Source organism: Desulforapulum autotrophicum HRM2 (assembly GCF_000020365.1).
Taxonomy (GTDB): domain Bacteria; phylum Desulfobacterota; class Desulfobacteria; order Desulfobacterales; family Desulfobacteraceae; genus Desulforapulum; species Desulforapulum autotrophicum.
The window spans coordinates 3660781-3687169 of the sequence record NC_012108.1 but is presented as its reverse complement, the minus strand read 5'-3'; the positions used below and the strand labels follow the sequence as shown (position 1 = coordinate 3687169).

General features: G+C 51.3%; 17 protein-coding genes. 13 read left to right on the top strand and 4 right to left on the bottom strand.

Annotated features, from left to right (window positions below):
- Positions 1 to 2: 2 nt before the first annotated feature.
- On the top strand, positions 3 to 1355 hold the full coding sequence (locus tag HRM2_RS16050) for a protein kinase domain-containing protein (protein ID WP_015905092.1): 1353 nt from the start codon (positions 3 to 5) through the stop codon (positions 1353 to 1355).
- Between the two features lie 943 nt (positions 1356 to 2298).
- Here the strand turns inward: HRM2_RS16050 and HRM2_RS16040 are convergent.
- Positions 2299 to 3534, bottom strand: coding sequence for a DEAD/DEAH box helicase (locus HRM2_RS16040; protein ID WP_015905091.1), 1236 nt, complete (start codon positions 3532 to 3534; stop codon positions 2299 to 2301).
- Between the two features lie 149 nt (positions 3535 to 3683).
- Between HRM2_RS16040 and HRM2_RS16035 the strand changes: the two genes are divergently transcribed.
- The 10 genes from HRM2_RS16035 to HRM2_RS15990 all read left to right on the top strand — a co-directional run bounded on the left by HRM2_RS16035 (position 3684) and on the right by HRM2_RS15990 (position 16150).
- Entirely contained in the window at positions 3684 to 4832 is a 1149-nt protein-coding gene (locus HRM2_RS16035; RefSeq protein WP_015905090.1) for a CaiB/BaiF CoA transferase family protein, read from the top strand.
- Between the two features lie 239 nt (positions 4833 to 5071).
- A complete protein-coding gene (gene mce / locus HRM2_RS16030) occupies positions 5072 to 5476 on the top strand; it encodes a methylmalonyl-CoA epimerase (protein ID WP_015905089.1) in 405 nt (134 codons plus the stop codon).
- A gap of 45 nt (positions 5477 to 5521) precedes the next feature.
- The gene (gene scpA, locus HRM2_RS16025) at positions 5522 to 7645 is read left to right on the top strand and encodes a methylmalonyl-CoA mutase (protein WP_015905088.1); all 2124 of its coding nucleotides are present in this window, start codon (positions 5522 to 5524) and stop codon (positions 7643 to 7645) included.
- Between the two features lie 8 nt (positions 7646 to 7653).
- On the top strand, positions 7654 to 8637 hold the full coding sequence (gene meaB / locus HRM2_RS16020; protein ID WP_015905087.1) for a methylmalonyl Co-A mutase-associated GTPase MeaB: 984 nt from the start codon (positions 7654 to 7656) through the stop codon (positions 8635 to 8637).
- Between the two features lie 26 nt (positions 8638 to 8663).
- Positions 8664 to 9821 carry an ADP-forming succinate--CoA ligase subunit beta gene (gene sucC, locus HRM2_RS16015; RefSeq protein WP_015905086.1) on the top strand — a complete coding sequence of 386 codons (1158 nt, stop codon included), beginning with the start codon at positions 8664 to 8666 and terminating at the stop codon, positions 9819 to 9821.
- A 92-nt stretch (positions 9822 to 9913) separates the two neighbouring features.
- Entirely contained in the window at positions 9914 to 10783 is an 870-nt protein-coding gene (gene sucD, locus HRM2_RS16010; RefSeq protein WP_015905085.1) for a succinate--CoA ligase subunit alpha, read from the top strand.
- Positions 10784 to 10886: 103 nt separating this feature from the next.
- Positions 10887 to 11819: a fumarate reductase cytochrome b subunit gene (locus tag HRM2_RS16005; RefSeq protein WP_015905084.1), complete on the top strand. Its 933-nt coding sequence runs from the start codon at positions 10887 to 10889 to the stop codon at positions 11817 to 11819.
- 3 nt (positions 11820 to 11822) lie between these two features.
- Entirely contained in the window at positions 11823 to 13793 is a 1971-nt protein-coding gene (locus HRM2_RS16000) for a fumarate reductase flavoprotein subunit (RefSeq protein WP_015905083.1), read from the top strand.
- Positions 13793 to 14527, top strand: coding sequence for a fumarate reductase iron-sulfur subunit (locus HRM2_RS15995; RefSeq protein WP_015905082.1), 735 nt, complete (start codon positions 13793 to 13795; stop codon positions 14525 to 14527). The genes HRM2_RS16000 and HRM2_RS15995 overlap by 1 nt, the downstream gene beginning before the upstream one ends.
- Before the next feature lie 12 nt (positions 14528 to 14539).
- On the top strand, positions 14540 to 16150 hold the full coding sequence (locus tag HRM2_RS15990; RefSeq protein ID WP_015905081.1) for a fumarate hydratase: 1611 nt from the start codon (positions 14540 to 14542) through the stop codon (positions 16148 to 16150).
- Between the two features lie 141 nt (positions 16151 to 16291).
- On the opposite strand, the gene glk is transcribed toward HRM2_RS15990, so the two are convergent.
- Positions 16292 to 17293 carry a glucokinase gene (gene glk / locus HRM2_RS15985; RefSeq protein ID WP_015905080.1) on the bottom strand — a complete coding sequence of 334 codons (1002 nt, stop codon included), beginning with the start codon at positions 17291 to 17293 and terminating at the stop codon, positions 16292 to 16294.
- 627 nt (positions 17294 to 17920) lie between these two features.
- Here glk and HRM2_RS15980 point away from each other — a divergent pair.
- The gene (locus HRM2_RS15980; RefSeq protein ID WP_015905079.1) at positions 17921 to 18826 is read left to right on the top strand and encodes a YncE family protein; all 906 of its coding nucleotides are present in this window, start codon (positions 17921 to 17923) and stop codon (positions 18824 to 18826) included.
- Positions 18827 to 18955: 129 nt separating this feature from the next.
- On the opposite strand, the gene HRM2_RS15975 is transcribed toward HRM2_RS15980, so the two are convergent.
- Complete coding sequence (locus tag HRM2_RS15975) at positions 18956 to 20386, bottom strand: FAD-dependent oxidoreductase (protein ID WP_015905078.1); 1431 nt, start codon at positions 20384 to 20386, stop codon at positions 18956 to 18958.
- Positions 20387 to 20397: 11 nt separating this feature from the next.
- The gene (gene gltB, locus HRM2_RS15970) at positions 20398 to 24861 is read right to left on the bottom strand and encodes a glutamate synthase large subunit (protein WP_015905077.1); all 4464 of its coding nucleotides are present in this window, start codon (positions 24859 to 24861) and stop codon (positions 20398 to 20400) included.
- A 202-nt stretch (positions 24862 to 25063) separates the two neighbouring features.
- Here gltB and HRM2_RS15965 point away from each other — a divergent pair, with 202 nt between their 5' ends.
- Positions 25064 to 26389 (top strand): lactate racemase domain-containing protein, encoded by a 1326-nt coding sequence (locus HRM2_RS15965; RefSeq protein ID WP_015905076.1) that lies wholly within the window; start codon positions 25064 to 25066, stop codon positions 26387 to 26389.

The window sequence follows — 26389 nt, the reverse complement described above, 5'->3', positions numbered from 1 at the left end:
ATATGAAATATATTGGAAAATTCAAGGTTGCAGGGCTGCTTGGCAAGGGTGGAATGGGCAAGGTGTTCAAGGTCGAATACCCGGTCACGGGCAAGATCGGGGCGTTAAAACTTCTGGAACCGGTGCCGCTTTTGACAACCCTCATGGGTGAAAAGGGTGTGGAGGATCTCTTTGTGGCTGAAGCCGTGACCCTTGCCTCGCTTCGCCATCCCCATGTGGTTGAGATCCTTGACTTTGACCGCTTTGAGGGCAAGCCCTTTTACACCATGGGTTTTTATTCGAACAACCTTGGAGCCCTCATGGGAGAGTCCTATGAAACCGAACGGCCTTCACGGGTCATCAAGATTGAACGGTCCGTGGGATACATTCTGCAGATTCTCGACGGTCTTGCCTGCCTCCATGACCGATCGGTGATCCATCGGGATATTAAACCCTTTAACATTCTTCTGGATGATCTTGACAATGTAAAAATTTGTGATTTCGGCCTTTCCAAGCTGAGGAACGAAACATTCCATGGCCATGCAAGCCTCAAGGTGGGATCCCCCTACTATGCTTCACCAGAACAGGAAAAGGACCCGGACGGAGTGGATGAAACCGCTGATCTTTATTCCGTGGGGGTGATGCTGTTCCGGATGCTCACCGGGAAATTGCCTGAAAAGAAGAGCAGAGCCAGTGAGCTTAATTCCGATCTTGACCCGACATGGGACGATTTTTTTGACCGGGCCATGGCCTTTTTGCCGGGCCATCGATTCCCAGATGCTGATTCCATGGCCGAAGATCTCAAGGGGCTCTGCCTTGCCTGGATTGAAAAAAAAGAAAAGTTCTGTTCGGTGTCCATGGACTGGCTCAACGAAACCGAGCCTTTTCAAAGACAGATCAAGGTTCGTCACCTTCCTGAAAAAATCCCCAGAGCAAGGGCCCAGAAAGCTTTTGATCTGGACAGCCTCATGCGTCCAAGGCAAATTCTGCCCAAGCATTTTAAAGCCCTTGGGTCTGACCTGGTCAAGGACCCTGAAACCGGACTTGTCTGGCAGAGTTCCGGTACCCGGTTCCCGGTCAACTGGAAAGAGGGCTGTGCCTATGTCCAACGATTGAACCGGGAACGATACCAGGGATTTGATAACTGGCGAATGCCCACGGCAGCAGAACTACTCACCATCATAAGTCCGTTGCCCAAGGGAACCGGGCTCTGCCTTGAACCGGTATTTGATCTTCGCCAGCACTGGCTGTGGAGTGCCGACCGGGCCACCTTCACCTCAGCATGGTATGCAAGCCTGGAGCTTGGGTTCATCGACAGCAGCGATCTTTCAAGCTATTACCATGTCAAGGCCGTGTGCACGCCACCCGGCCTATAACCTTTTTTTTATACATGAAACAGTTGCTGAGGCACTACCATCAGAGGCGTTTCATCGTTCGTTGTGGCTGGGAACCATACCTCGTTCCGGCCGTGCCGGTTTTATATGAAACACTCACCAAAGCATTGTCAATGATGGCGTTTCAAAATTCGTTGAGGCCAGAGCCATACCTCGCTCTGGCCGTGCCGGTTATATGAAACTCTTCTCGGGCCGGCAGACGGGAACGGGTATAACCCTCCGCTCATTCTCGCAGCCCGTCCTGGGCTGCTCCGAGGGAAACGGCAGCTCCTTCAGCGTCCATGCTGACCGCTGCCGTTTAATCCGCTGCGGGCAATACCCGTTCCCGCCCGCCTATGCTGTCGAGTTTCTATCTTCGTTGTGTCCGGCAGGACATGTGGGTTTATATGAAACACCCACCAAAGCATTACAAACAGAGGCGTTTCAAAATTCGTTGAGGCCGGAGCCATAACTCGCTCCGGCCGTGCCGGTTATAAGAAAATGCAGCCTCAAATTGTCGACAGCAGAGCCCCCGGCGGGCGATGGGACCAGCCCATTGGGACCCAAAGGCGATGAGCCCTTTTGCCCTGCCGGGCGTTAAGAAGCGCAGGCTGTTTGAGGACTTTAGCCCGCAGTTCCTGCGCTTTAGACCGGCAGGGCAAAAGGGCCGCCGACGGTCCCGGGCCGGTCCCATCGCCCGCCGGGGGCGGCATAATACCATTTTTATTATTCGTTGTGTCGGCCAGGACATGTGGAAACTCGTTACGAAGCATTGCCATTAGTGGAGTTTCAATCGCTTTAGTCTGGAGGGGCAAAAATCCCCCCGACGGTTACCTTTCCGATCAGGGAAACCAAAGAGGGCGGAATGGTACTATCGCCTGCCCAGTATCATCGTGTTTCATGTTTCGTTAAGATCGAAAGCACTGTTTTGCTCTGGCCTTGCAGGTTATTTTGAACGCTTTTTTTTCTTGCCTTTGAGCCATTGCTCGTGGTCTGCAATCAGGTCCCGGACGTCTTCAAACGACTGTTCAGGTTCGACCACCATGGCGTAGTCGTTCTTTGTGACATGGACCACCTCGACCTTTTTATTAATAAAGGTCTGGATTTCGTCCAGTCGTTCTCTTTCATTCCTGCTGCAATAGGAGATGGCACTTCCCTTTTTCACCCCCCGGCCTGTCCGTCCAACCCGGTGGACATAGTTTTCAGCCTGGTCTGGAAGGTCATAGTTGATGACAAAGTCCACGTTGGGGATGTCGATTCCCCTGGCGCTCACATCCGTTGCGATGAGGATACTGATTTCGTTATTCTTGAACCGCTGCATGACCAGGGACCTGAGTGTCTGGTCCTTTTCTCCGTGGATGGTGGATGTCTCTATTCCCACCCGTTCCATGGCTTTTGCCACACGTTCGGCCCGGACCCTTGTTCTGACAAACACAATGATTTTGGCGCTGGGGTTTTCCTTGATGAAGTTTTCAAGAAAGAACCGTTTGTCGTCCATCTCCACAAACATCACAAAGTGAGAAACATTTTTTGAAACCGGGTCGTCCGGGGAGATCTGAATACGGATGGCTGTGGTCTTGACCTGGGAAAAGGCAAGTTTTTTGATCTTCTGGTTGATGGTAGCCGAAAAGAACAGGGTCTGGTGACGTTTGACCAGTTTTTGTTTTACATGGTGGATGTCGGTGATAAATCCAAGGTCAAGCATGTGATCTGCCTCGTCCAGCACCAGGGTGTTGACGTTGTCAAGGTTGATGTGGCCCTGGCTGATGAGGTCGAACATCCTTCCCGGGGTTGCAATGAGGATGTCGATGCCGTCCTGGAGGCGTTTGATCTGGCGATCCTGTTCGACCCCGCCGTAAAGGGCAAAGGTTTTGACCTTGGTGTGGCGGGAAAGGGTGTCAAACACCCCGCCGATCTGTTCGGCAAGCTCACGTGTGGGAACCATGACAAGGCATCGGATGCCCCGGGTTCTTTTGCTGGTTTTGTACGAGTGTATCCGGTCGATGACTGGAATGGCAAAGGCCGCGGTCTTTCCTGTTCCAGTCTGGGCAATGGCCAGTACATCTTCACCCTTGAGGATCGAAGGGATCGCCTTGAACTGGATGTCCGTGGGTCGTACAAATCCAAGGGCAGCAAGATTTTTTTTGAGATCTTCAGAAATGTGGTATTTTTCAAATTTCATCTATTGTTGGATATCCTTTTAAATTAAGCTCTTTAAATACCGTTTTATCCGTTAAAACGCAATCTTAATCTTGTTTTTTGTTGCCCAATCCCTTGGGGGGGTGCTATGAATTTTATTCTAACCTATCCATTTTATCAGGGGGGACGACCATGTTGAGCAAAGGCGCACTTTCGGGGATAAAAGTTCTGGATCTTTCACGACTGCTTCCAGGGCCCTATTGTTCCATGATCCTTGCCGATCATGGTGCCCAAGTTATTTCCGTTGAGGACAAACGGTTCAAGGCGGACGGTCTTTTTTTCAACATCGTCAACCGCAACAAGCGGCACATGTGCCTGGATCTTAAATCAGACAGGGGGCTTGAGATTTTTTTTCGCCTGGCAAAGGGGGCGGACGTGATTCTTGAAGGGTTCCGACCCGGGGTGGTTGAACGTCTGGGGGTCGATTATGCCAGGGTTCAAGAGCAGAATCCCAAAATCATTTACTGCTCCATCACAGGATATGGCCAGACAGGTCCCATGCGGGACCGGGTCGGGCATGATGTCAATTACCTTGCCAACTCAGGTGTGCTTGACCTCATGGGACAAAGGGATGCACCCCCCTCCATTCCCGGGGTGCAGTTCGCAGATATCGCAGGGGGAGCCATGAACGCTGCCATGGGCATACTCATGGCCCTTGTGGAACGGTCCACCACGGGCAAAGGCCAGTATATTGACATCTCCATGACCGACGGCATGGTGGGGTTTCTGACCCTTCCCCTTTATTTTTCCGGGGTGACGGGCCGGGTGCCCGTTCGATCAGATGGCACCTTTTCCCACCGGTACGCCTGCTACAACACCTACGGAACGGCGGACGATCGATATCTCACCATAGGTGCCGTGGAACACAGGTTCTGGAAGCGTTTGTGCCATCGTTTGAACCTGCCTGAATTTGCAGACCTCCAGTACGACGACGACCGGCGCGAAGAAATTATCGACGCCCTTGCTGCTATATTTAAACAGCAGACCATTGATCACTGGGACAATACCCTTGCAGACCTTGACGTCTGCTACGCCAGGATTAAAACTCTGGCAGAGGTTATGGAAGATCCAATGCTCAAAGAGCGGGGAATGGTCGTGGGAGACGATAAAAATGACGGGACAGGGACAAAGACATTTGGTATTCCCATTAAATTGAGCCGCACCCCCGGCAGTGTCAGGACCCCGCCGGATAAATTTGGGGCAAAAGGTCGTGAAATCCTGGGCGAATTGGGTTATACCTTGGAGGAGATTGATGCATTTGAAGCGGAGAATATTATCTGAATCCGTTTAAGCGGCATGGTCGAACACGGTCTCTGCCCGTGCCACGACGAATGATACACGTCCCTGGATGCAATGTTTTGGCGGGCGTTTTAAGTGAACACAGCGGTTTTTGTCTTGCATTGGAAACCGGGGGAATCGGGTCAAAAAATGCCTTGTGAACGGTGTTTTGGGTTGACTTTGTTTGTCCGTTAGATCATCAATAGATAAAAAAATTTACGTACAATGGAACAGGAGGAGAGATGAAGATATTAAAAATTGATCACCTGGGAGTTGCGGTAAAGAGTATTGAGGATGGTAAAAATTTCTGGTCGGACGTACTTGGGATGAGTTTTGCCGGCAGTGAAACCGTTGACGCACAAAAAGTAACCACGGCGTTTTTCCCCGTTGGAGAAAGTGAGGTCGAACTTCTCGAATCAACCTCCGACGACGGTCCAGTGGCGCGTTATATTGAAAAAAAAGGCGAAGGTATCCAGCATGTGGCATTCAGGGTGGAAAATATCGAAGAGGCCCTTGCTGAACTCAAAGCCAAGGGAATTCGCCTGATTGACGAGACGCCGCGATTGGGCGCAGGCGGAGCAAAGATAGCCTTTCTCCATCCCAAGGCCACTTCAGGAGTGCTTGTGGAGCTCTGCCAGAGGGATTAGACTTTAGACTCGACAAACGGTTTACCATAATCTAAGGAGTTTTTAATGTCACAGACGCCCGATCTAAACGCCTGGAAAGCATTGGCAACTAAAGAATTAAGAGGAAAACCCCTGGAGTCACTTTCTGTTCCCACAACCGAAGGAATTGAGGTTAAACCCCTCTATACTGCCCAAGATCTTAAACGGGTCGAGTTCATGGATAACCTGCCTGGGTTTGAGCCCTTTGTCCGGGGACCCAAGGCCACCATGTATGCAGGAAGGCCCTGGACCATCCGTCAGTATGCGGGGTTTTCAACGGCCAAAGAGTCCAACGCCTTTTATCGCAAAAATCTCGCCGCCGGCCAGAAAGGTCTTTCAGTGGCCTTTGACCTTGCCACCCACAGGGGATATGATTCCGATCATCCCAGGGTGACGGGGGATGTGGGTAAGGCCGGGGTTGCCGTGGATTCAGTTGAGGACATGAAGATTCTCTTTGACCAGATTCCCCTGGACAAGATGTCCGTTTCCATGACCATGAACGGGGCCGTGCTGCCCATCCTTGCCGGTTATATTGTGGCGGCCGAGGAGCAGGGGGTTGCCTCTGAACAGCTCATGGGAACCATCCAGAACGATATCCTCAAGGAGTACCTCACCCGTAACACCTATATCTATCCTCCGACCCCGTCCATGCGGATCATCTCGGACATCATTGCCTATTGCTCTGAAAACATGCCAAAGTTTAACACGGTGAGCATCAGCGGTTACCACATGATGGAGGCCGGCGCCGACAGTGTCCTTCAGACGGCTTTTACCCTGGCCGATGGTCTTGAATATACCCGGGCCGCCATCAACGCAGGTCTTGACATTGACGCTTTTGCCCCCAGGCTTTCTTTTTTCTTTGGCATCGGCATGAATTTTTTTATGGATATTGCCATGCTTCGGGCCGCAAGATTTCTCTGGGCTGAGATCATGGACCAGTTCAACCCCAAAAATCCAAAATCCAAGATGCTCAGAACCCACTGCCAGACTTCGGGGTGGAGTTTGACCCAGCAGGATCCCTACAACAATATCATCCGGACCACCCTTGAGTGCATGTCCGCCGTGCTTGGCGGCACCCAGAGCCTTCATACCAACAGCTTTGATGAGGCCGTGGGCCTGCCCACCGAGACCTCTGCCCGAATTGCCAGAAACACCCAGATCATTGTCCAGGAAGAAACCAAGGTAACAAGTGTGGTGGATCCCCTTGGCGGTTCCTACTATGTGGAGTCCTTGACCCAGAATATCATCGACGAGGTCAGAAAGATACTCAAGGAGATCGACGGGCTTGGCGGCATGGCAAAGGCCATTGAGACGGGTATGCCCAAGATGCGCATCGAAGAGGTGGCAGCGAGGCGCCAGGCCAGGATCGACCAGGGCAAGGATGTCATTGTGGGGGTGAACAAGTATCAGCTTGACGAGGAAGCCCCCCTGGAAGTGCTTGAGGTCTCAGACGAGGTTCGCATGGAGCAGATTCAGCGGCTGGAAAAGATAAAGGCAGAGCGGGACAGCGGCAAGGTCCAAACCGCCCTTGAAGCCTTGACCCGGATGGCCCGGGAGGGTGGAAACCTTCTGGCTGCAACCATTGAGGCGGTCAGGGCCAGGGCCACGGTTGGTGAAGTGTCCGATGCCCTTGAAAAGGAGTTTGGCCGCTTTGTGGCAACCACCCAGTGTATTTCCGGTGTCTATGCCTCCGAGTGTGGAGATTCTGAAATTCTGGCATCCCTTAGAAAGAGAACCCAGGATTTTGAGAAAAAAACAGGTCGTCGGCCACGGATTCTTGTGACCAAAATGGGTCAGGACGGCCATGACCGCGGCGTCAAGGTGATTGCCACGGCCTATGCTGATTTCGGCTTTGATGTGGATATCAGCCCCATGTTCCAGACCCCTGAAGAGGCGGCCCGTATGGCCGTTGAAAATGATGTCCATGTGGTGGGTGTTTCAAGCCTTGCTGCCGGGCACAAGACCCTGGTGCCAGCCCTTATTGCAGCCCTTGAGAAAGAAGGGGCAGGTGATATCAAGGTGGTTGTGGGGGGCATCATTCCGCCGGGAGACTATGACGCATTAAAAAAAGCTGGAGCCGTGGAAATATTTGGCCCTGGAACCGTGGTGACCGATTCGGCCAACCGGACCCTCAATGTCATTGGTGGGTGAGCCGGCCCATGGGTGAGGTAAAGGAACTTGATCCGCAATATCTTGCAAACGGTGTGCTCAAGGGAGAAAGAAGGGGCATAGCCAAGGCCATTACCCTGGTGGAAAGCTCCCTTGAAGCCCACAGACGGCTTGCCGCCCGAATGATGGAGAAGCTTTTGCCCCATACGGGCAAAGCGGTGCGCCTTGGCATCACCGGTGTTCCAGGGGTGGGTAAATCCACCTTTGTGGAGAACCTTGGCCTTTTTCTGGTTGAAAAGGGGCTCCGGGTGGCGGTTCTGGCCGTGGATCCCTCAAGCAGCCGCAGCGGCGGCAGCATCCTCGGGGACAAGACCCGCATGGAACAGCTTGCGGCCCACCCGTCCACATTTATCCGGCCTTCTCCTTCGGGACGCACCCTGGGAGGGGTTGCTGCAAAGACCAGGGAGACCCTTCTGGTGTGCGAGGCAGCAGGTTTTGACGTGGTGCTTGTGGAGACCGTGGGGGTGGGGCAGTCTGAAACCAGCGTTGCCACAATGGTCGATTTTTTCCTGGCCCTCATGATCACAGGAGCAGGAGACGAGCTCCAGGGCATCAAAAAGGGCGTGCTTGAGGTGGCAGATGCCATTGCCATCAACAAGTGCGACGGCGACAATGTGGAAAGGGCTGAAAAGGCTAGGCTTGAATTTGAGATTGCCATGCACATTGTAACGCCGGAATCGCCTTCCTGGCGGCCTCCGGTGCTCACCTGCAGTTCAATCCTTAAAAATGGAACCCAGCAGGTCTGGGAGACGGTGCTTGAGCACCGACGGATCATGACCCAGACCGGGGAGTTTTCCCTTCGAAGGCGTCGCCAGGCACTGTCCTGGATGTGGACCCTCATCGATGAAGGACTCAAGGCAAGATTCCATCAGAACAGCACAATTGCAGGAAAGATTCCTGAAATATCAGCAAAGGTGGAACAGGAGTTGATATCGCCTTCGGCTGCAGCCGAGGCGTTGTTGTCGTTTTTATAAACACAAGCAGATTTAAAGGACTGATTATGAAAATACATGAATACCAGGCAAAGGCGTTGTTTCGAACCTTTGGTGTTCCGGTTCCGGACGGGGGGGTGGCCTTTTCCGTTGAAGAGGCCGTGGATGTTGCCAGGGGCCTTGGCGGCTATCCTGTGGTGGTCAAGGCCCAGATCCATGCCGGGGGCCGGGGAAAGGGCGGGGGTGTTAAACTTGCCGCATCCGAGGAAGAGGCAAGGCGTTTTGCCGGTGAAATCCTTGGTATGACCCTTGTTACCCACCAGACCGGTCCCCAGGGCCGTGAGGTGAAAAAATTGCTGGTCGAAGCCGGCCAGAAGATTGCAAAGGAACTCTACCTGAGCATTCTTGTGGACCGTGCCACGGCAGGTATTGTGATCATGGCAAGCCAGGAAGGCGGCATGGATATCGAAACTGTCGCCGCCAAAACCCCTGAAAAGATTATCAAGGTGAGGGTTGATCCCCTCACCGGAATCCAGGGGTATTATCTCCGCCAGGTGGGATTTGGTCTTGGGCTTCCCAAGGCGGCACTCAAGGAATTTTCAGCCCTGTTGAAAAATCTTTACACCCTGTTTGTTAAAAACGACTGTTCACTCCTGGAGATCAATCCACTGATCCTTACCTCGGACGACAGGGTCATGGCCCTGGATGCCAAGGTGGACATTGATTCCAATGCCCTGTTCCGCCATAAGGATCTGGTTGAACTGAGGGATCTTGACGAGGAAGATCCCCTGGAAGTTGAGGCCTCAAAGTTCAATCTCAACTACATCAACCTTGACGGTAACGTGGGCAACATCGTTAACGGTGCCGGTCTTGCCATGGCCACCATGGACATCATCAAGAACGCAGGGGCTGAACCTGCCAACTTCATGGATGTGGGGGGCGGCGCCACGGCTGAAATGGTGGAAAATGCATTCAGCATCATTCTCCGGGACAAAAAGGTGAAGGCGGTTCTCATCAATATTTTTGGCGGGATTCTGCGCTGCGACGTTTTTGCCGAGGGCATTGTCACTGCGGCAAAAAAGAGCGGCATTACCATTCCGGTGGTTGTTCGCATGGAGGGGACCAATGTGGAACGGGGCAAGGAGATTCTTGCCCAGTCCGGGCTCAACCTGATCAATGCCGTAAACTTGAAGGACGCAGCCGAAAAGGTTGCAGCCGCCATATAACCGGCACGGCCGGAGCGAGTTAACGAAGTCAGAAGCTCCGCCAATTGTGGCACGCTGGTGGAAGTTTTCTATAATGATGGAGGAAGAAGGTCGTGAGTATATTTGTAGATAAAGAGACAAGGCTCGTTGTCCAGGGAATCACCGGCAAGGAGGGCCAGTTCCACACAAGGCAGTGCATCGAATATGGCACCAAGGTGGTTGCCGGGGTAACTCCGGGTAAGGGTGGACAGCAAATGGACAAGGTCCCGGTGTTCAACACCGTGGCCGAGGCGGTCGAGCAGACAGGGGCCAACGCCAGCATGATCTTTGTGCCCCCGCCCTTTTGTGCCGACGCCATCATGGAGGCCGCAGACAGCGGGGTTGACCTTATTGTGGCCATCACAGAGGGTATTCCCGTGATGGACATGGTCAGGGTAAAGAATTTTCTGGTTACAAAGACCTGCCGTCTCATCGGGCCAAACTGCCCTGGCATCATCACCCCTGGAGAGTGTAAAATCGGTATCATGCCGGGCAAGATTCATATGCCCGGCGGACCCGCAGGGGTCATTTCCCGGTCCGGGACCCTGACCTATGAGGTGGTGGATCAGCTGACAAAGCTTGGTATCGGCCAGACTACATGCATCGGCATTGGTGGTGATCCCATTAATGGCACCAATTTCATTGATGTGCTCCAGGCCTTTGAGAATGATCCCGATACCCGGGGCATTGTCATGGTCGGAGAGATCGGCGGTAATGCCGAAGAAGAGGCTGCCGCCTTTATCAAGGCCCATGTGACAAAGCCTGTTGTTGGCTTCATCGCAGGGCTTACGGCCCCCCCGGGCCGACGAATGGGCCATGCCGGTGCCATCATCAGTGGTGGCAGTGGCACGGGCCAGGCCAAGATTGAAGCCATGGAAAAGAACGGCATACATGTGTGCAAGAATCTTGGGATCCTTGGCGAGGTATGTAAATCGGTTTTTTGAGTTGCGGGGCGTGGATTCACACCCCATCGCTTTTGAATAATCTTTAACGTCTGGTGGCAGAGATTCCCTTTAACCAGGGCCAACCTGCCATCAAGGAGGATAGATGGAAAACTTGATTGTCAATGATCGAATTAAAAAGAGCCGAATCCCGGCAAGGCTTGACCTTGCCCAGAGCGGTACGGGCCTTGTGCTCGGGCTTTTCATGTGGGTTCACATGCTCCTGGTGGCGAGTATTCTGCTGGGAAAAGGCTCTTTTAACTTTGTGGCGAAAACCATGGAACTGTCGTTTTTGTCCAGCACAGGGCATGGGTATCCGTCGGCTGTTTTTATTGCCGTATTCTGTGTGTTCACCCTGTTTATCATCCATGCGGCCCTTGGGGTGAGAAAGTTTCCCATCACCTGGAAACAGCATACCATCATTCGTTCCCAGATGGGCATGATGAACCATGGCGACACCAACCTGTGGTACTGGCAGGTAGTTACCGGTTTTATCATGTTTTTTCTTGGCTCAGTACATCTGTTTATCATGCTGACCCATCCCGGCCAGATTGACCCCTACCTGTCGTCCGACAGGGTATTTTCTTCGTTCATGTGGCCCCTCTACCTTGTGCTGCTGGTCTGCGTTGAACTCCACGGCACCATCGGACTTTATCGACTCTGCATGAAGTGGGGTTGGTTTGGGGGAAAAGATCCGGTTCAGTCCCGAAAAAAACTTCAGCTATTCAAAAAACAGGCTACAATCTTTTTCCTTTCCATTGGTGGACTTGCCCTTGTGGTCTTCTTCATCATTGGGTGGAGCCACAGCGACCGTGTGGGAGAGCCCTACACAAAGAATAGCCATGGCACAGTCAAGGTCGAGGCAGCAGCCCCGGCAGAAGTACAGGCTCCGGCCCAACCCGCCCATGTTGAGGCTGTGGAAGAAGCTGTGGAAGAAGCTGTGGAAGCGGTTGCGGCCCCCGAGGCTGGGCACGAAGCTGAACCGGCAGCCCCTGGTGCAGAGAACGCTAACGATCACACGACACCAACCAAGGAGTAATAGATGAAAGTCATATATACGGATTCACTGGTCATTGGTGGCGGTCTTGCGGGATTGAGAGTCGCCATCGCATCCACGCAGCGGGGGTATGATACCATTGTACTTTCGCTTATGCCTGCAAAGCGATCCCATTCGGCTGCGGCCCAGGGCGGCATGCAGGCAAGTCTTGGCGCCAGTATCAAGGGTGAGGGGGACAACGAAGAGGTCCATTTTGAAGACACGGTCAAGGGCAGCGACTGGGGATGTGACCAGGATGTGGCAAGGATGTTCGTGAACACGGCTCCCAAGGCCATCCGCCAGCTCACGGCCTGGGGGGTTCCCTGGAGCCGGGTGAAAAAAGGCGATCGCCAGGTGGTGATCAACGGTAAAAAGGTTACCATCACTGAAAAGAAGGACTGCCACGGGCTCATCACCTCAAGGGATTTCGGCGGAACGAAAAAATGGCGCACCTGTTTTACCAGTGACGGCACCGGCCACACCATGCTCTACGCCATGGACAACAAGGCCATTGAACTTGGTATCCAGGTCCATGAACGAAAAGAGGCCATTGCCCTTATCCACGAGGACGGTGTCTGTTCCGGCGCAGTTGTCAGGGATCTTGTCACGGGTGAGCTCATCGCCTATGTGGCCAAGGCCACCACGATTGCCACCGGTGGTTACGGCCGTCTCTACGCAGTGACGACCAATGCCGTCATCTCTGAGGGAATCGGTTCCGCCATTGCCCTTGAAACCGGGATTGCCACCCTTGGTAACATGGAGGCGGTCCAGTTCCATCCCACGGCCATTGTTCCCGTGGGTATTCTTACCACCGAGGGTTGCCGCGGCGACGGCGGGCTGTTGCTGGACAAGGACGGTTACAGGTTTATGCCTGACTACGAGCCCGATAAAAAAGAGCTTGCCTCAAGGGACGTTGTCTCCAGGCGCATGACCGAGCACATGAGAAAGGGCAAGGGCGTTTCTTCAAGATATGGGGATCACCTCTGGCTTGATATCACTCTGCTTGGGGAAAAACATATCAACAAGAACCTTCGGGAGGTCAAGGAGATCTGCGAGTACTTCCTTGGTATTGATCCTGTCAAGGATTTCATTCCTGTCCGGCCCACCCAGCATTATTCCATGGGTGGAATCAGAACCAAGCCCACGGGCGAAAGTCCCACCCTTAAGGGCCTTTTTTCAGCGGGCGAGGGTGCCTGCTGGGATATGCACGGCTTTAACCGGCTTGGGGGCAACTCGGTTGCCGAGACCGTTGTGGCCGGCATGATCGTGGGTGAGTTTGTGGCAGACCATTGTGCCAAAACCACCCTCAACATCAACACAAAACTCATTGAAAAATTTGTAAAACGTGAAGAGCGCAAGCTTGTCAAACTCCTTAACCGGGACACCGGAGAAAACCCCTTTAAGCTCAAGAAAGAGATGCAGGAAATCATGATGGACAAGGTGGGAATCTTCAGGAATCAGGCAGATCTTGAAAAGGCCGTGGAGGAGCTGAAAGTCCTCAACCAGCGGGCAAAGAATATCGCCATCAGAAACCGCATCTCCTCGTCCAACCCTGAACTTGTGGAGGCCATCCGGGTGCCCAAGATGATAAAGCTTGCCCAGTGCGTGGCCTATGGTGCCATGCTCAGAACCGAAAGCCGGGGCGCCCATGCCAGGGAAGACTTCCCTGAAAGAAACGACCGGGACTGGCTCAAGAGAACCATTACGTCCTGGCCTTCAGAGGACATGGATCTGCCTGAAGTTTCCTACGAAGCCCTGGACATCATGAAAATGGAGATGCCTCCGGGCTCCAGGGGCTATGGGGTCGACAACACCATCCATCACCCGGACACGGAAAAAAGGGTTGCCCAGATCAATGAGATAAAAAAGGCCAATCCAGACGCAGATCGCTTTGAGATTCAGGAACTCCTCAATCCCATTGACATACCGGAAAAATTCAAAGGAAAGAACGAGCGCATAGGGAGGGGATTTAAATAATGAGTGACCAGGAAAGAACCTTAAAATTTCACATTTTACGATACAACCCCCAGCTCAAGGGGGATACACCTGAGATGAAGACCTACGAGGTTGTGGAGGCCCCGGGCATGACCATCTTCATCGCCCTTAACGATATCCGGGAGAACCAGGATCCCTCCCTTCAGTTTGATTTCATCTGCCGGGCAGGCATCTGCGGAAGCTGTGGCATGGTCATCAACGGTGCACCCGACCTTGCCTGTCGAACCTTGACCTCCAAGTTCCCTGACGGCGAGATCACTCTGCTGCCCCTGCCCGGTTTTGAGCTCATCGGCGATCTTTCTGTGAACACCGGAAAATTCATGCGCCAGATGAGTGAGCGGGTGGAAAGCTGGATCCATGACAAGTGCGCGGAAAATGTGGACCTCTGCAAACTTGAAGAGCGCATGGATCCTGACACTGCTGATGAAATCTACGAGCTTGAGCGGTGCGTGGAGTGCGGCTGCTGTATTTCAGCCTGTGCCACCAAACGGATGCGGGACGGTTTCCTTGGAGCCGTTGGTTTCATGCGCCTTGCCCGATATTCCCTTGACCCCCGGGACAAGCGGTCTGACACAGATTTCTACGAGATCATCGGTGACGACGACGGGGTGTTTGGCTGCATGACCCTTCTGGGTTGCCAGGATTATTGCCCCAAGGACCTTCCCCACCAGACCCAGATCGCCTATCTGAGGCGCAAGATGGCCATGGTCAAGTGATAAGGAGAGAACATGACTCAATTTAATTATACGCCCATGTTTCCCCTGGGCAAGGATGATACAGCGTACAAGCTTGTATCCAAAGACCATGTCAAGGTGGAAAGCTTCAACGGCAAGGATGTTCTTGTGGTCGATCCCGCAGCCCTTGAGCTTGTTGCTCAAAAAGCGTTCAAGGATGTGGCCCATCTCTACCGGGCAAGCCATCTGGAAAAACTCAAGGGGATCATTGATGATCCTGAAAGCAGCGACAATGATCGCTACATTGCCCTTGAACTGTTGAAAAATGCCGTGATCGCAGCCGATATGGTTTATCCCATGTGCCAGGACACGGGCACGGCCATTGTCATGGGCAAAAAAGGGCAGGGGGTCTGGACCGGATTCGACGATGAAGAGGCCCTTTCCAAAGGGGTGTTCACGGCCTATACCGAGAACTATCTCCGGTATTCCCAGAATGCGCCCATCACCATGTACGATGAGAAAAACACCCGGTGCAATCTGCCGGCCCAGATCGATCTCTACGCGGTCCAGGGTGACGAGTATCGATTCTTGTTCATGGCCAAGGGCGGTGGATCTGCCAACAAGACCTTTCTCTTTCAGATGACCAAGGCCGTACTCAACTCCGAGGAGATTCTGCTTGATTTCATGACCGAAAAGATGAAGAGCCTTGGCACGGCAGCCTGTCCACCCTATTACCTTGCCTTTGTCATCGGCGGCACCTCTGCCGAAGCCAATCTCAAGACGGTGAAGCTTGCATCTGCCCGTTATCTGGATACCCTGCCCACCGAGGGTGATGATACAGGCCATGCCTTCAGGGATGTTGAGATCGAGAAAAAAGTGCTGGCCCGGGCCCAGAAGCTTGGCCTTGGGGCCCAGTTCGGCGGCAAGCATTTTGCCATTGATGTGAGGGTGGTCCGCCTTCCCCGCCATGGGGCATCGTGTCCTGTGGGCATCGGAGTGAGCTGTTCGGCCGACCGCCAGATCAAGGCAAAGATTAACCGGGACGGTATTTTCCTTGAACGTCTTGAAGCCAATCCAGCCCAGTATCTGCCGGTCAAAGAGCCTGAAATGGCCGAAGCGGTCCGGGTGGATCTCAATCGTCCCATGGACGAGATCCGTGCCCAGCTGAGTAAATACCCCGTTGCCACAAGGCTGGTTCTGTCGGGCAAGATCATCGTGGCAAGGGACATTGCCCATTCAAAGTTCCAGGAGCGACTGGACCGGGGAGAGGGCTTACCCGATTACACCAAAAACCATATCATCTACTATGCAGGACCTGCCAAGACCCCCGACGGTCAGGCATCGGGTTCCTTTGGACCCACAACAGCCGGAAGAATGGATCCCTATGTCCCCGTGTTCCAGGCCCAGGGTGGTTCCATGATCATGCTGGCCAAGGGCAACCGTTCCCAGCAGGTGACAGATGCCTGCAAAAAATTTGGCGGATTTTATCTGGGTTCGCCGGGTGGTCCTGCTGCAAGGCTCGGACGTGATTTCATCAAAAAGGTCGAGCTTGTGGAGTATGAGGAGCTCGGCATGGAGGCGGTTTTCATGATGACTGTGGAGGATTTTCCTGCCTTTATCATCGTTGATGACAAGGGTAACGATTTCTACAGCGACCTTTTATAATCCCTCTTTTTTCCATTGACCGGGACAGGTCCCTCTGGGTTCTGTCCCGGTTCTTTCAAGAGTTCTTATTTTACTGGAACCTCCCCTCAAAACTTTAATTTTGTCCGTGTGCAGAAAGGTTAGGTAATCTTTTTAAAAAAATCAAATTACCATTTCCAAGGCACAACGTGCCGCCCCTAGGATGGCTGCACGGTCATTAAGGATGACTTGCACGGATATTTTTTCAAGAAGGTCCTTAAAACGTCCTTTGCCTGTAAAGGCATTCATGAAGACGTCATCAGCCAATGCGGGCAAAATTTTAGGGGGAATGCCTCCGCCTAAATAGACGCCACCGGTGGCCAGAACGGTGAGGGCGAGGTTTCCGGCGATCGATCCTAGGATGGAGGTGAACATGCCCAGGACCTTCACGCAGAGAGGGTCTTTTTTTTGTATGGCGGCCTCTGTAATTGCGCGGGCCGGATCCATTCTCTCCATGTCCCGGGCCAGCCAGCCAGGGGCCGGATCTTTTCCTGTTTCTTTCAGATACGAGAAGATGTTCAAAATGCCCATCCCTGATACAATTCTCTCGATGCTTACATGGCCGTAATGCTCGAACATGTGCCTCCACAGGAGCGCCTGGGCCTTGTCAGTGGGGGCAAAATCAACATGCCCGCCTTCGGAAGCAATAGGAGTATATTTTCCGTCATACCAAACAAGGACCGAGGTTCCAAGACCCGTGCCCGGTGCAACCAGGGCAATGTTACCCCCTTTTCGGGGCATGGCGGTGTTTAAAGGGTGGAGTTCACGGCTATGTAAGAGGGGTATGCTCAAGGCGGTTGCGGCAAGATCGTTGATAAGTCGTACCTTCCACCCGAAACGCCGTTTTATACCTTGTTCTGAAACATTCCAGGGCAGGTTGGTGGTCTTGCACCGGCCATCCATGACAGGGCCGGCAATGGCAAAGCAGGCCTCGGATATGGATGCCGGGTGTTTTTCAAAAAACTGTTCGACGATACTTTCCAGGTTGAGCTCATCCCGGCTCGAATATGATTCTATAACCTGAGCAACCGGTCTGATTCTTCCATTGGAATAGAGGGCAAGGTTTGTCTTGGTCCCTCCGATATCGCCGGCTAAAATCAATCTATCGCTGTTCATGCTTTTCATCGGTTGCCTTTCCCCGTAACCATTCTTCATAACTGTCACGACTTTTGTGATGTCTATATCAATCACCTGCCTGACAACGGGTTCTACCTTTACCTCTTTATAGTATCCTTGACAAAAAACGCCTTTTTATCCTTTGAAGACGAGTTTACATATTGTAAAAATAACGGACAGTCCCCGCGGCAGTTTAAGAAAAAACACTCCGGCATCATTTTGATTTTTTATATGAAACACTCGCCAAAGCATTGTCAATGAAGGTGTTTCAAAATTCGTTGATGCCGGAGCCATACCTCGCTCCGGCCGTGCCGGTTATAGTCAATTCAAGTGGTTGACCATACCTGTAATAACATGGATAAGAGTTACTGCAAGGTAAAAAAACAAAAATAGTGACAGATACTGCTGCGGGAATATTTGACAAAAAAATAGATTTTGGCATGTGTTTTGCTGATGTTTTGAACATAGGTTAGCAAAATATCCATGTTTCGTTGATATTTATTTTCAATATGGTGATCATTTTGTTTTTTAATTTGAAGGGGCGCAGAGTAATGAAATCAAGGTATAGTTTTTAGCAAAAAAATAATTTTTTAACTTCTAACAGGGCCTTGCAGTGAAAATAAAAAGGAGAGTGAGATGTTGCGTAAAATGAAAATTTTGAGTGTTCTGATGATCGTTACAATGGTTGCAATGCTTATTCCAATTGCGGTGTGTGCCGATATCCCGGGTGACGATGAAGGCAATCTGTATTCCTACCGATTGGCCAAGGTTATCCAGGTGCCCGGAAGACAGGGAATAACAACGGATGGCACTTATTACTACGTCAGTGACAGCAGGGCTCTTTACAAGTGCGATAAAAATGGGAATGTGGCCCTGGAAAATAAAAAACCGTTTAAAACATTTCCCAAAGATGCCGTGTGCAATCACATAGGAGATATAGACTACTATAATGGTGAGCTGTATATCGGTGCTGAAGAGTTTAAGGATGGGAGAGGTTTCAACATCCAGATTGCCATATTCGATGCTGAAACCCTGGAGTATAAGCGTTCTATCCCGTTTGATGAGGCATCCGGCCAGATTGAAGTCTGTGCCATAACCGTAGATCCGTTGCGCAAGGTGGCCTGGATGGCGGATTGGTGCAATGGCCGGTATCTTTACCAGTATGACCTGACCACTGGTACTTATATCGGCAAGATGCACCTGCAACCGGTACCCCAGTATCAGCAGGGAATTTATTATTACAACTATAATCTGCTAATCACGGCAGATGACGGGGATGCCAACTACTGGGAACCTGACCATATGTACCGGGTGAACGCAGATCCCGCGGCAACCTGCGGATTAGTTCAGTTGGAGAAGGTGTTCAGTGAGTTCACCCGTACCGGAGAAATTGAAGGCTTGTGCGTTGATCCTACTACGGAGCAACTCCTGGTCCTGTTTAACAGGGGAACCAAGGTCGTGGAGGGTATGCCCGTCGGTTTTTATACCGGTTATACGAAAGAGGTACATGAGGTATACATTTATGATATAGTGAAACCTTGAAAACCCTTTTTCCTCCATTAACCGGGACAGGGCCCTTGGTCCTGTCCCGATTCTTCTGGGTGAAAGTCATCTATTTGTTTGTCTGGTTTGACAAGAAAAATTTGTAAATCCTGATGATCTTAAGGCGGATCACTGGTGCTGAGTATGAGTCTTGAGATAGTCCTGAATACCGAAAGCTGCTTTCCTGCCTTCAGCAATGGCCGTAACAACCAGGTCTGAACCCCGGACTGCATCTCCTCCTGCAAAGACTCGTTCATGACTGGTCTGGAAGGGAAACCGACCCAGTTCAGGTGCTTTGATTAAATCTCTTGCTGTCAGATTAATCTTATTTTCTTTCAGCCACTGGGGCGGGCTGGGTGCAAAACCAAATGCCATGATCACAGCATCGGTCTGGAGAATGGTTTCTGATCCCGTAACGATTTCAGGCCGCCTTCTGCCCTGTTCATCCGGTTCGCCCAATCGGGTTGACACAAGGTTTATCCCCGTGACCTGACCTTTTTTTCCAACAACGATCCCCATGGGCTGAACATTAAAAGCAAACCTCACCCCTTCATCCTTTGCATTGGCCACTTCTTTGGCAGATCCAGGCATATTCTTCTGGTCTCTTCTATAGGCGCAGACCACTTCAGACGCATCCTGACGGATAGCTGTTCTCAGGCAGTCCATGGCCGTATCACCCCCGCCCAGCACCACCACTTTTTTACCGCTTAAATCAACATAGGGATAATGTTTACGTTTGATTCTCATGAGATAATCGGTGTTGGCAATTAAATAGGGCAGGGCATCATACACTCCGGGTGCCTGTTCATTTTTAAGCCCTGCACGGATATTTCCATAGGTGCCTGTAGCAACAAACACAGCATCATAATCATCCAGCAGGGTTTCAAAGGCAATATCTTCTCCGATACGAACACCCAGCTGAAATTCAATCCCCATGCGGGTGAAAATTTTATGACGAATTTCCATGACCCGTTTTTCAAGTTTAAAAGCGGGAATTCCAAAGGTTAACAGTCCACCAATTTCAGGGTGACGGTCATACACAACCGGATGGATGCCATTGCGAATGAGAACATCAGCGCAGGCAAGCCCTGCCGGACCTGCCCCGATTACAGCCACCCTGTGACCTGTGTCAGTCACCCGGGAAAGATCCGGGCACCACCCCATCTCAAAGGCTGTATCCACAATATACTTTTCGATACTGCCGATGGTCACCGCCCCAAATCCGGTGTTTAACGTACAGGCCCCCTCGCAGAGCCGGTCCTGGGGGCAAACCCTGCCACAGATTTCCGGCAGGCTGTTGGTCTGATGGCAAAGCTCTGCCGCTTCGATAATTTTACCTTCGTTTGCCAGCTGGAGCCAGTCTGGAATATAATTGTGCAAAGGGCATTTCCACTCGCAATAGGGATTCCCACAGTTTAGACAACGGTCGGACTGCATCTGCACCTGGGACTTTTGAAACGCATCATAAATCTCCACAAACTGATGCTTGCGCAGCCCGATGTTTTTTTTCTTTGGATCCACCCGATCCACTTCAATAAATTGATAAATATTCTGGGTCATCGGATAAACTCCTATTGAATCACGGCCAGGGTCTCCCTGGGAGATGTCCCCCGATGACCCAGCAATGTTGAAATATCAGTTGTTTTGGGTTTCACCAGCTTAAACATGGTGGCATAGTCCTCAAAACCGGACAAAATCCTTTCTGCATGGTGGCTGCCGGTTTCATCATAATGATCACTGATAACCCCTCTTAAATGTTCCTGGAGTACAGGCTGATCTTCAAGGGAAACCAAATCTGTCAGCTCTTTATTGGTCCGTTGGAATACCCGGTTGTTCGCATCCAGCACATAGGCAAACCCGCCGGTCATGCCTGCTGCAAAATTTACCCCGATGGGGCCAAGAATGGTAACCATTCCACCGGTCATATACTCGCATCCATTATCACCAATGCCCTCCACAACTGCCTTTGCCCCTGAATTTCTCACGGCAAATCGCTCTCCGGCCATGCCTGCCACATACAACCGGCCTCCGGTTGCCCCGTACAAACAGGTATTGCCAACAATCACAGCCTCATGGGATTTATAGGATACGCCCAGGGGCGGTCGGACAACCAGCTTGCCGCCTGCCATACCTTTGCCCACATAATCATTGGCGTCACCCGATAATATCATATCCAGGCCACCACAATTCCAGGCCCCGAAACTCTGACCGGCACTGCCATTAAAATAAAGGGTAACGGGATGATTTTCCATACCGGTATTTCCATGGTGTCGGGCGATCAGTCCTGAAAGCGTTGCGCCCACGGATCGATCTGAATTCTGGATATGAAAACGCCCGTCTCCGCCTGTTTTATCTTTTACTGCGTCTTTAAATTTATCTCGTATTTTAATGTTTAACCGGCCGGGGTCATTGGGTGTGTTTTTTTCTTTAAAATACAAGGCGCATCCCGGCTGGGGGGTTGGACGATATAAAACATTTGACAAGTCCAGTTTCTTCTGACGGGGGGTGATCCCTTCTATTTCTTCAATCAGGTCTGTTCTGCCAATTAAATCCACCAGATGGGCAATACCCAGTTCCGCTAAAAGCTGTCGGGTTTCGTGAACCAGAAAGGTAAAATATCGAATTACCTGGTCAGGCAACCCCTTGAAATGGCATTTTCTAAGGGTCTCATCCTGGGTCGCCACGCCTGTAGCACAATTGTTTAAATGACAGGTTCGTAAAAATTTGCAACCCAGGGAAATCAACGGGCCGGTACCAAACCCAAAACTTTCCGCGCCAAGAATAGTGGCTTTGATAATATCCAGACCCGTCTTTAACCCGCCATCCACCTGGAGGCGAACCTTATGCCGCAGCCCGTTTTCCACCAATGCCTGCTGGGTTTCTGCGAGCCCCAGTTCCCAGGGGCTTCCGGCATATTTTACACTGGTCAAAGGACTTGCGCCGGTACCGCCGTCATACCCTGATATGGTTATCATATCCGCATATGCCTTGACCACGCCTGTGGCAATGGTACCCACGCCGGGCTCTGAAACCAGTTTCACACTGATCCGCGCCGTGGGATTAACCTGCTTGAGATCAAAGATCAACTGGGCCAGATCTTCAATTGAGTAGATGTCATGGTGGGGTGGCGGCGATATCAGGGTCACTCCCGGTGTGGCATACCGAAGGGCAGCGATCTGGACCGTCACCTTATGGCCGGGCAACTGCCCGCCTTCTCCGGGTTTGGCACCCTGGGCCATCTTTATCTGAAGCACTTCAGCGTTGACCAGGTACGACGGCGTTACCCCAAACCGGCCCGACGCCACCTGTTTGATCTTTGAGACTCGTTCTGTATGAAATCGCAAGGGATCTTCCCCGCCTTCCCCTGAGTTGGAATAACCGCCCAGCCGGTTCATGGCAATGGCAAGGGCCTCATGGGCTTCCTGGCTCAAGGCTCCGATGGACATGGCAGCGGTATCAAACCGTTTAAAAAAATGATGTTCCGGCTCCACTTCGTTGATGGAAATGGCTTTCTGGTCTTGTTTGATTTTAAATAAATCACGAAGGTGGGCCACGGGCCGGGAGTTTACATGTTCAGCATATCTCCCATAGGCCGCAGCATCATTGGAAACAACAGCCTGTTGAAGGGACTGAACCACATCTGGATTATAGGCATGATATTCATGTCCATGGATATACTTGAACAGTCCTCCCCGTGATACCGGCAGGTCCGGGCGTTCCCAGGCAAAGGCAGACAGTGCCTGCTGATCTGACTGAAAATCATGAAAATCTGCGCCCTGGATCCGACTGGCAATGCCTTTAAAGCACAAGTTTACAACATTATCAGCCAAACCAACGGCTTCAAACAGCTGGGAGCATCGGTAGGATGCAATGGTGGAAATTCCCATTTTGGATAAAATCTTGAGCAATCCCTTGTTTATCCCCTTTTGATAGTTTAGCACCGCCTGTCCAAAGGATACATTCAATGAATCATTTTTTTCAAGATGGGCCAGCGTTTCATAGGATAGATAAGGGAAAACAGCGGTGGCGCCCACACCTAAAAGAACGGCAAAATGATGGGGGTCACGTACACTGGCCGTTTCAACGATAATATTGGCATCACACCTGAAATTATTTTCCACAAGTGTATGCTGAACCGCGCCAACCGCCATTGCAGCAGGAATGGGGATTCGTGTTTTTGATACATTTCGATCGGATAAAATTAAAAGAACGGTCTTGTCTTTGACCTGTTCAAGGGCCTTTGCACAAAGATTCTTTACTGCCTGTTCCAAGCCGACAGATGGATCATAATTCAGATCAATCAGAGCATGTTTATAGTAGGTTTGATCCAGGCATAGGAGTTGGGCCAGGTCAGAGTGAACCAGTACGGGTGATTGAAAGGAAACCCGCCAGGCATGCCCCAGGGTTTCGTTGAATACATTTCTTTCCCTGCCAATACAGGTGGCCAGACTCATCACATGGCGTTCACGCAAAGGATCAATGGGGGGATTGGTTACCTGGGCAAACATCTGACGAAAATAATCAAACAGGCTTCTATGCTGGGTGGACAATACCGCCATGGGTGCATCATCACCCATGGACGTCACTGCCTCCTGGCCAGAATTACCCAGCACCCTTATGACCGTCTGGATTTCTTCATTTGAACATCCAAAGATTTTATGATACAGGCGCAGGGTGTCTTCATCAAAGGATTGCTCTGCGGCCATGGCCAGATTGTCCTTTGTGGCAGCTTTCAAAAAATGGCAGCATTGACCCATCCATTCTTTATACGGGTGCCGGGACTTAAGTTCCTGATCAATGTCCCAGGATGTCCATCGTTTTCCTGACAAGGTGTCGATCACCAGAAGTTCTCCCGGGCTGACACGTCCTTTCTCAAGGACTTCATCTGGTTCATAATCCCAGATCCCCACTTCCGATGCCAGGGTGATCCATTGATTTTTTGTCACAACATACCGGGCCGGCCGTAATCCGTTCCGATCCAGTCCACAGGCAGTGAATCGTCCATCACTCATGACAATACCTGCAGGTCCGTCCCAGGGTTCCATGTGCATGGAGTTAAAATCGTAAAATGCCCGGAGATCCTCATCCATGTCTGGATGATTCTGCCATGCCGGTGGAATTAAAAGCCTGAATGCGCGAAACAAATCCATTCCACCGGCAAGGAACAGTTCTAGCATATTGTCTAAGGCCGAAGAATCCGACCCGGTTTCATTCACAAAAGGGGCCGCTTCAGCCATATCTGTGAGCAAGGGAGAATTCAGTTTATAGGCCCGTGCCCTGGCCCATTGTCGATTCCCGGTAATGGTATTGAGTTCGCCGTTGTGGGCAAGATATCGAAAGGGTTGAGCCAGGCACCATCTGGGAACTGTGTTGGTTGAAAAGCGCTGGTGGAAAAGACAGATGGCTGATTCCATTCTCAAATCAGCAAGATCAGTAAAAAACAATTCCAGATCCTTTGGCCGGCACAGCCCCTTGTATACCACCACCCGATTTGAAAAACTGGCGATATAGAATTCTTCATCATGGGCCATCTGTTTTTCAATCCGCCTGCGGACCATATACAATCGACGTTCCAGATCCATGGACCCCCAGCCAAACGGGGCATTTATAATCACCTGATATATGGACGGAAGCGTTTTTTTCGCCAAATCCCCCAGCACCTCAGGGTTAATCGGCAATTTTCTCCATCCGGCAACAATTAAGGTTTCTTTGGCCAATTCTTTTTCAACCACATCCCTGGCCTGCTGTTGTTTTTCAGGGTCTGGGTTTAAAAAGAGCATCCCCACACCGTATCGATTGCCCAGGCGCCACCCGTTCTCCTGAGCGATTGCCTGAAAAAACAGATCTGGCTTTTGCAGGAGAAGGCCGCATCCATCACCGGTTTTTCCATCTGCGCCAATCGCACCCCGATGGGCCATGCGGGCAAGGGAAGAAATCGCTGTCCTGACTAATTTATGACTGGTTTTGCCTTGAAGATGTGCGATCAGACCAAATCCACAATTGTCTTTATCCATCCTGGGTTGATATAGAGCCATGGTTTATCTCCGTTATCAGTGGGGTGTTTTTTTAAAAAGCCCCAATATTGTATGAACAACCAATATACATCAGTTAAGATTGAATTCATAAGAAAAAAAATCATTGAAAATACAGTATGAAAATCTTATTTCTAATTAACTATTACTGATAGACGTCTTGCCGCATATTTATCAAAACAAGGTACACACATAGGAGAAAATCATGCACATCCAATTGCCCTGGGGAGATGACACCCTTGACCTTAATGTCCCCGACACCTGGGATCTGGTCTGGCCTGATTCTGCAGCTGAAAATATTCATCCCGGTACTGGGATGGATGAATCCCTTTTGGTTGAACACGCCCTGGACCGGCCCATGGGCATGCCACCCCTTGAAACCATGGATTTGAAGAAAAAAAAGATCCTCATCATTGTGGATGACAACACCCGGCCAACTCCGGTTCATCGTTTCTTTGACCGTATCCTGGACCGGCTTGAACGTGCCGGGGCTGATTTTGACCGCATCACCCTGATGCCGGGCCTTGGTATCCATACAGCCATGACCCGAACCGAGATGGAAGAAAAGGTGGGCAAGGCATCCCTTGCACGCATTGCCTGGAAAAATCATGATGCCTTTGATGAAAAGGCAAATCATTTTTTTGGCACCACTTCAAGGGGTACGCCCGTGGAACTCAACCAGGCTGTTTTTGAGTCTGATCTCATCATTGCCATCGGTCTTGTTGAACCCCACCTCTGGGCAGGCTTTGGTGGCGGGTTCAAAAATATCCTTCCAGGGGTTGCCTCGGCCAACTGCATCGGAGTTCACCATGCGCTGATATCACGGCCCCCCTATCTTGTGAACCGGGTGGGCATGGCCCCGGAAGATAATTCATTTCGTCTTGATCTGGAAGAAGCCTGCACATTGATCGCGGCGCCTGTTTTTTGCGTCAATGTCTGTCTTGACCGTTCAGCTAACATTGTCGCCGCTTTTTCAGGGGATGGCGTTAAGGTCCATAGAAAAGGGGTGGCATTTAATCACGGCCTTTCAGGGCGTCGTCTTTCAAGTGCTGTGGACGGCATCATCGTGAACTCTTTTCCCATGGATTTTAACTTTAAACAGAGCATGAAGGGGGTGGCAAATTCGCTGCCGGCCCTCAAGCCCGGAGGGGTTGTCATGGGATTTCTCAAGGCTGACAAGGGGCTGGACGATATCGTCCTTCCCCAACGATCACTTCCCCGATGGCTTCTTAAACAGATTCTCAAAATCCTTGGACCCTCAAGAACCCTGTGGTTTCTTGAAACCATGAGGCCGGGTATTGATGTGGAGGAGAAGTTTCTTCTCTATTACTCCATGCATTTGATTCGTCAGTATGAGCTTTTGTTCCATGTGCCGACCCTGGATGACCATGAGGTGAAGCAGCTTGGCATGTTCAAACAGTTTTACCATCCCCAGGCCCTTGTTGACCGGGCCGCAAGGATGATGAAAAAAGAGAGTAGGGTGGCTGTTTTTCCTGAGGCTGGAGCCACCTTCCCCATACTCGGTCCATAG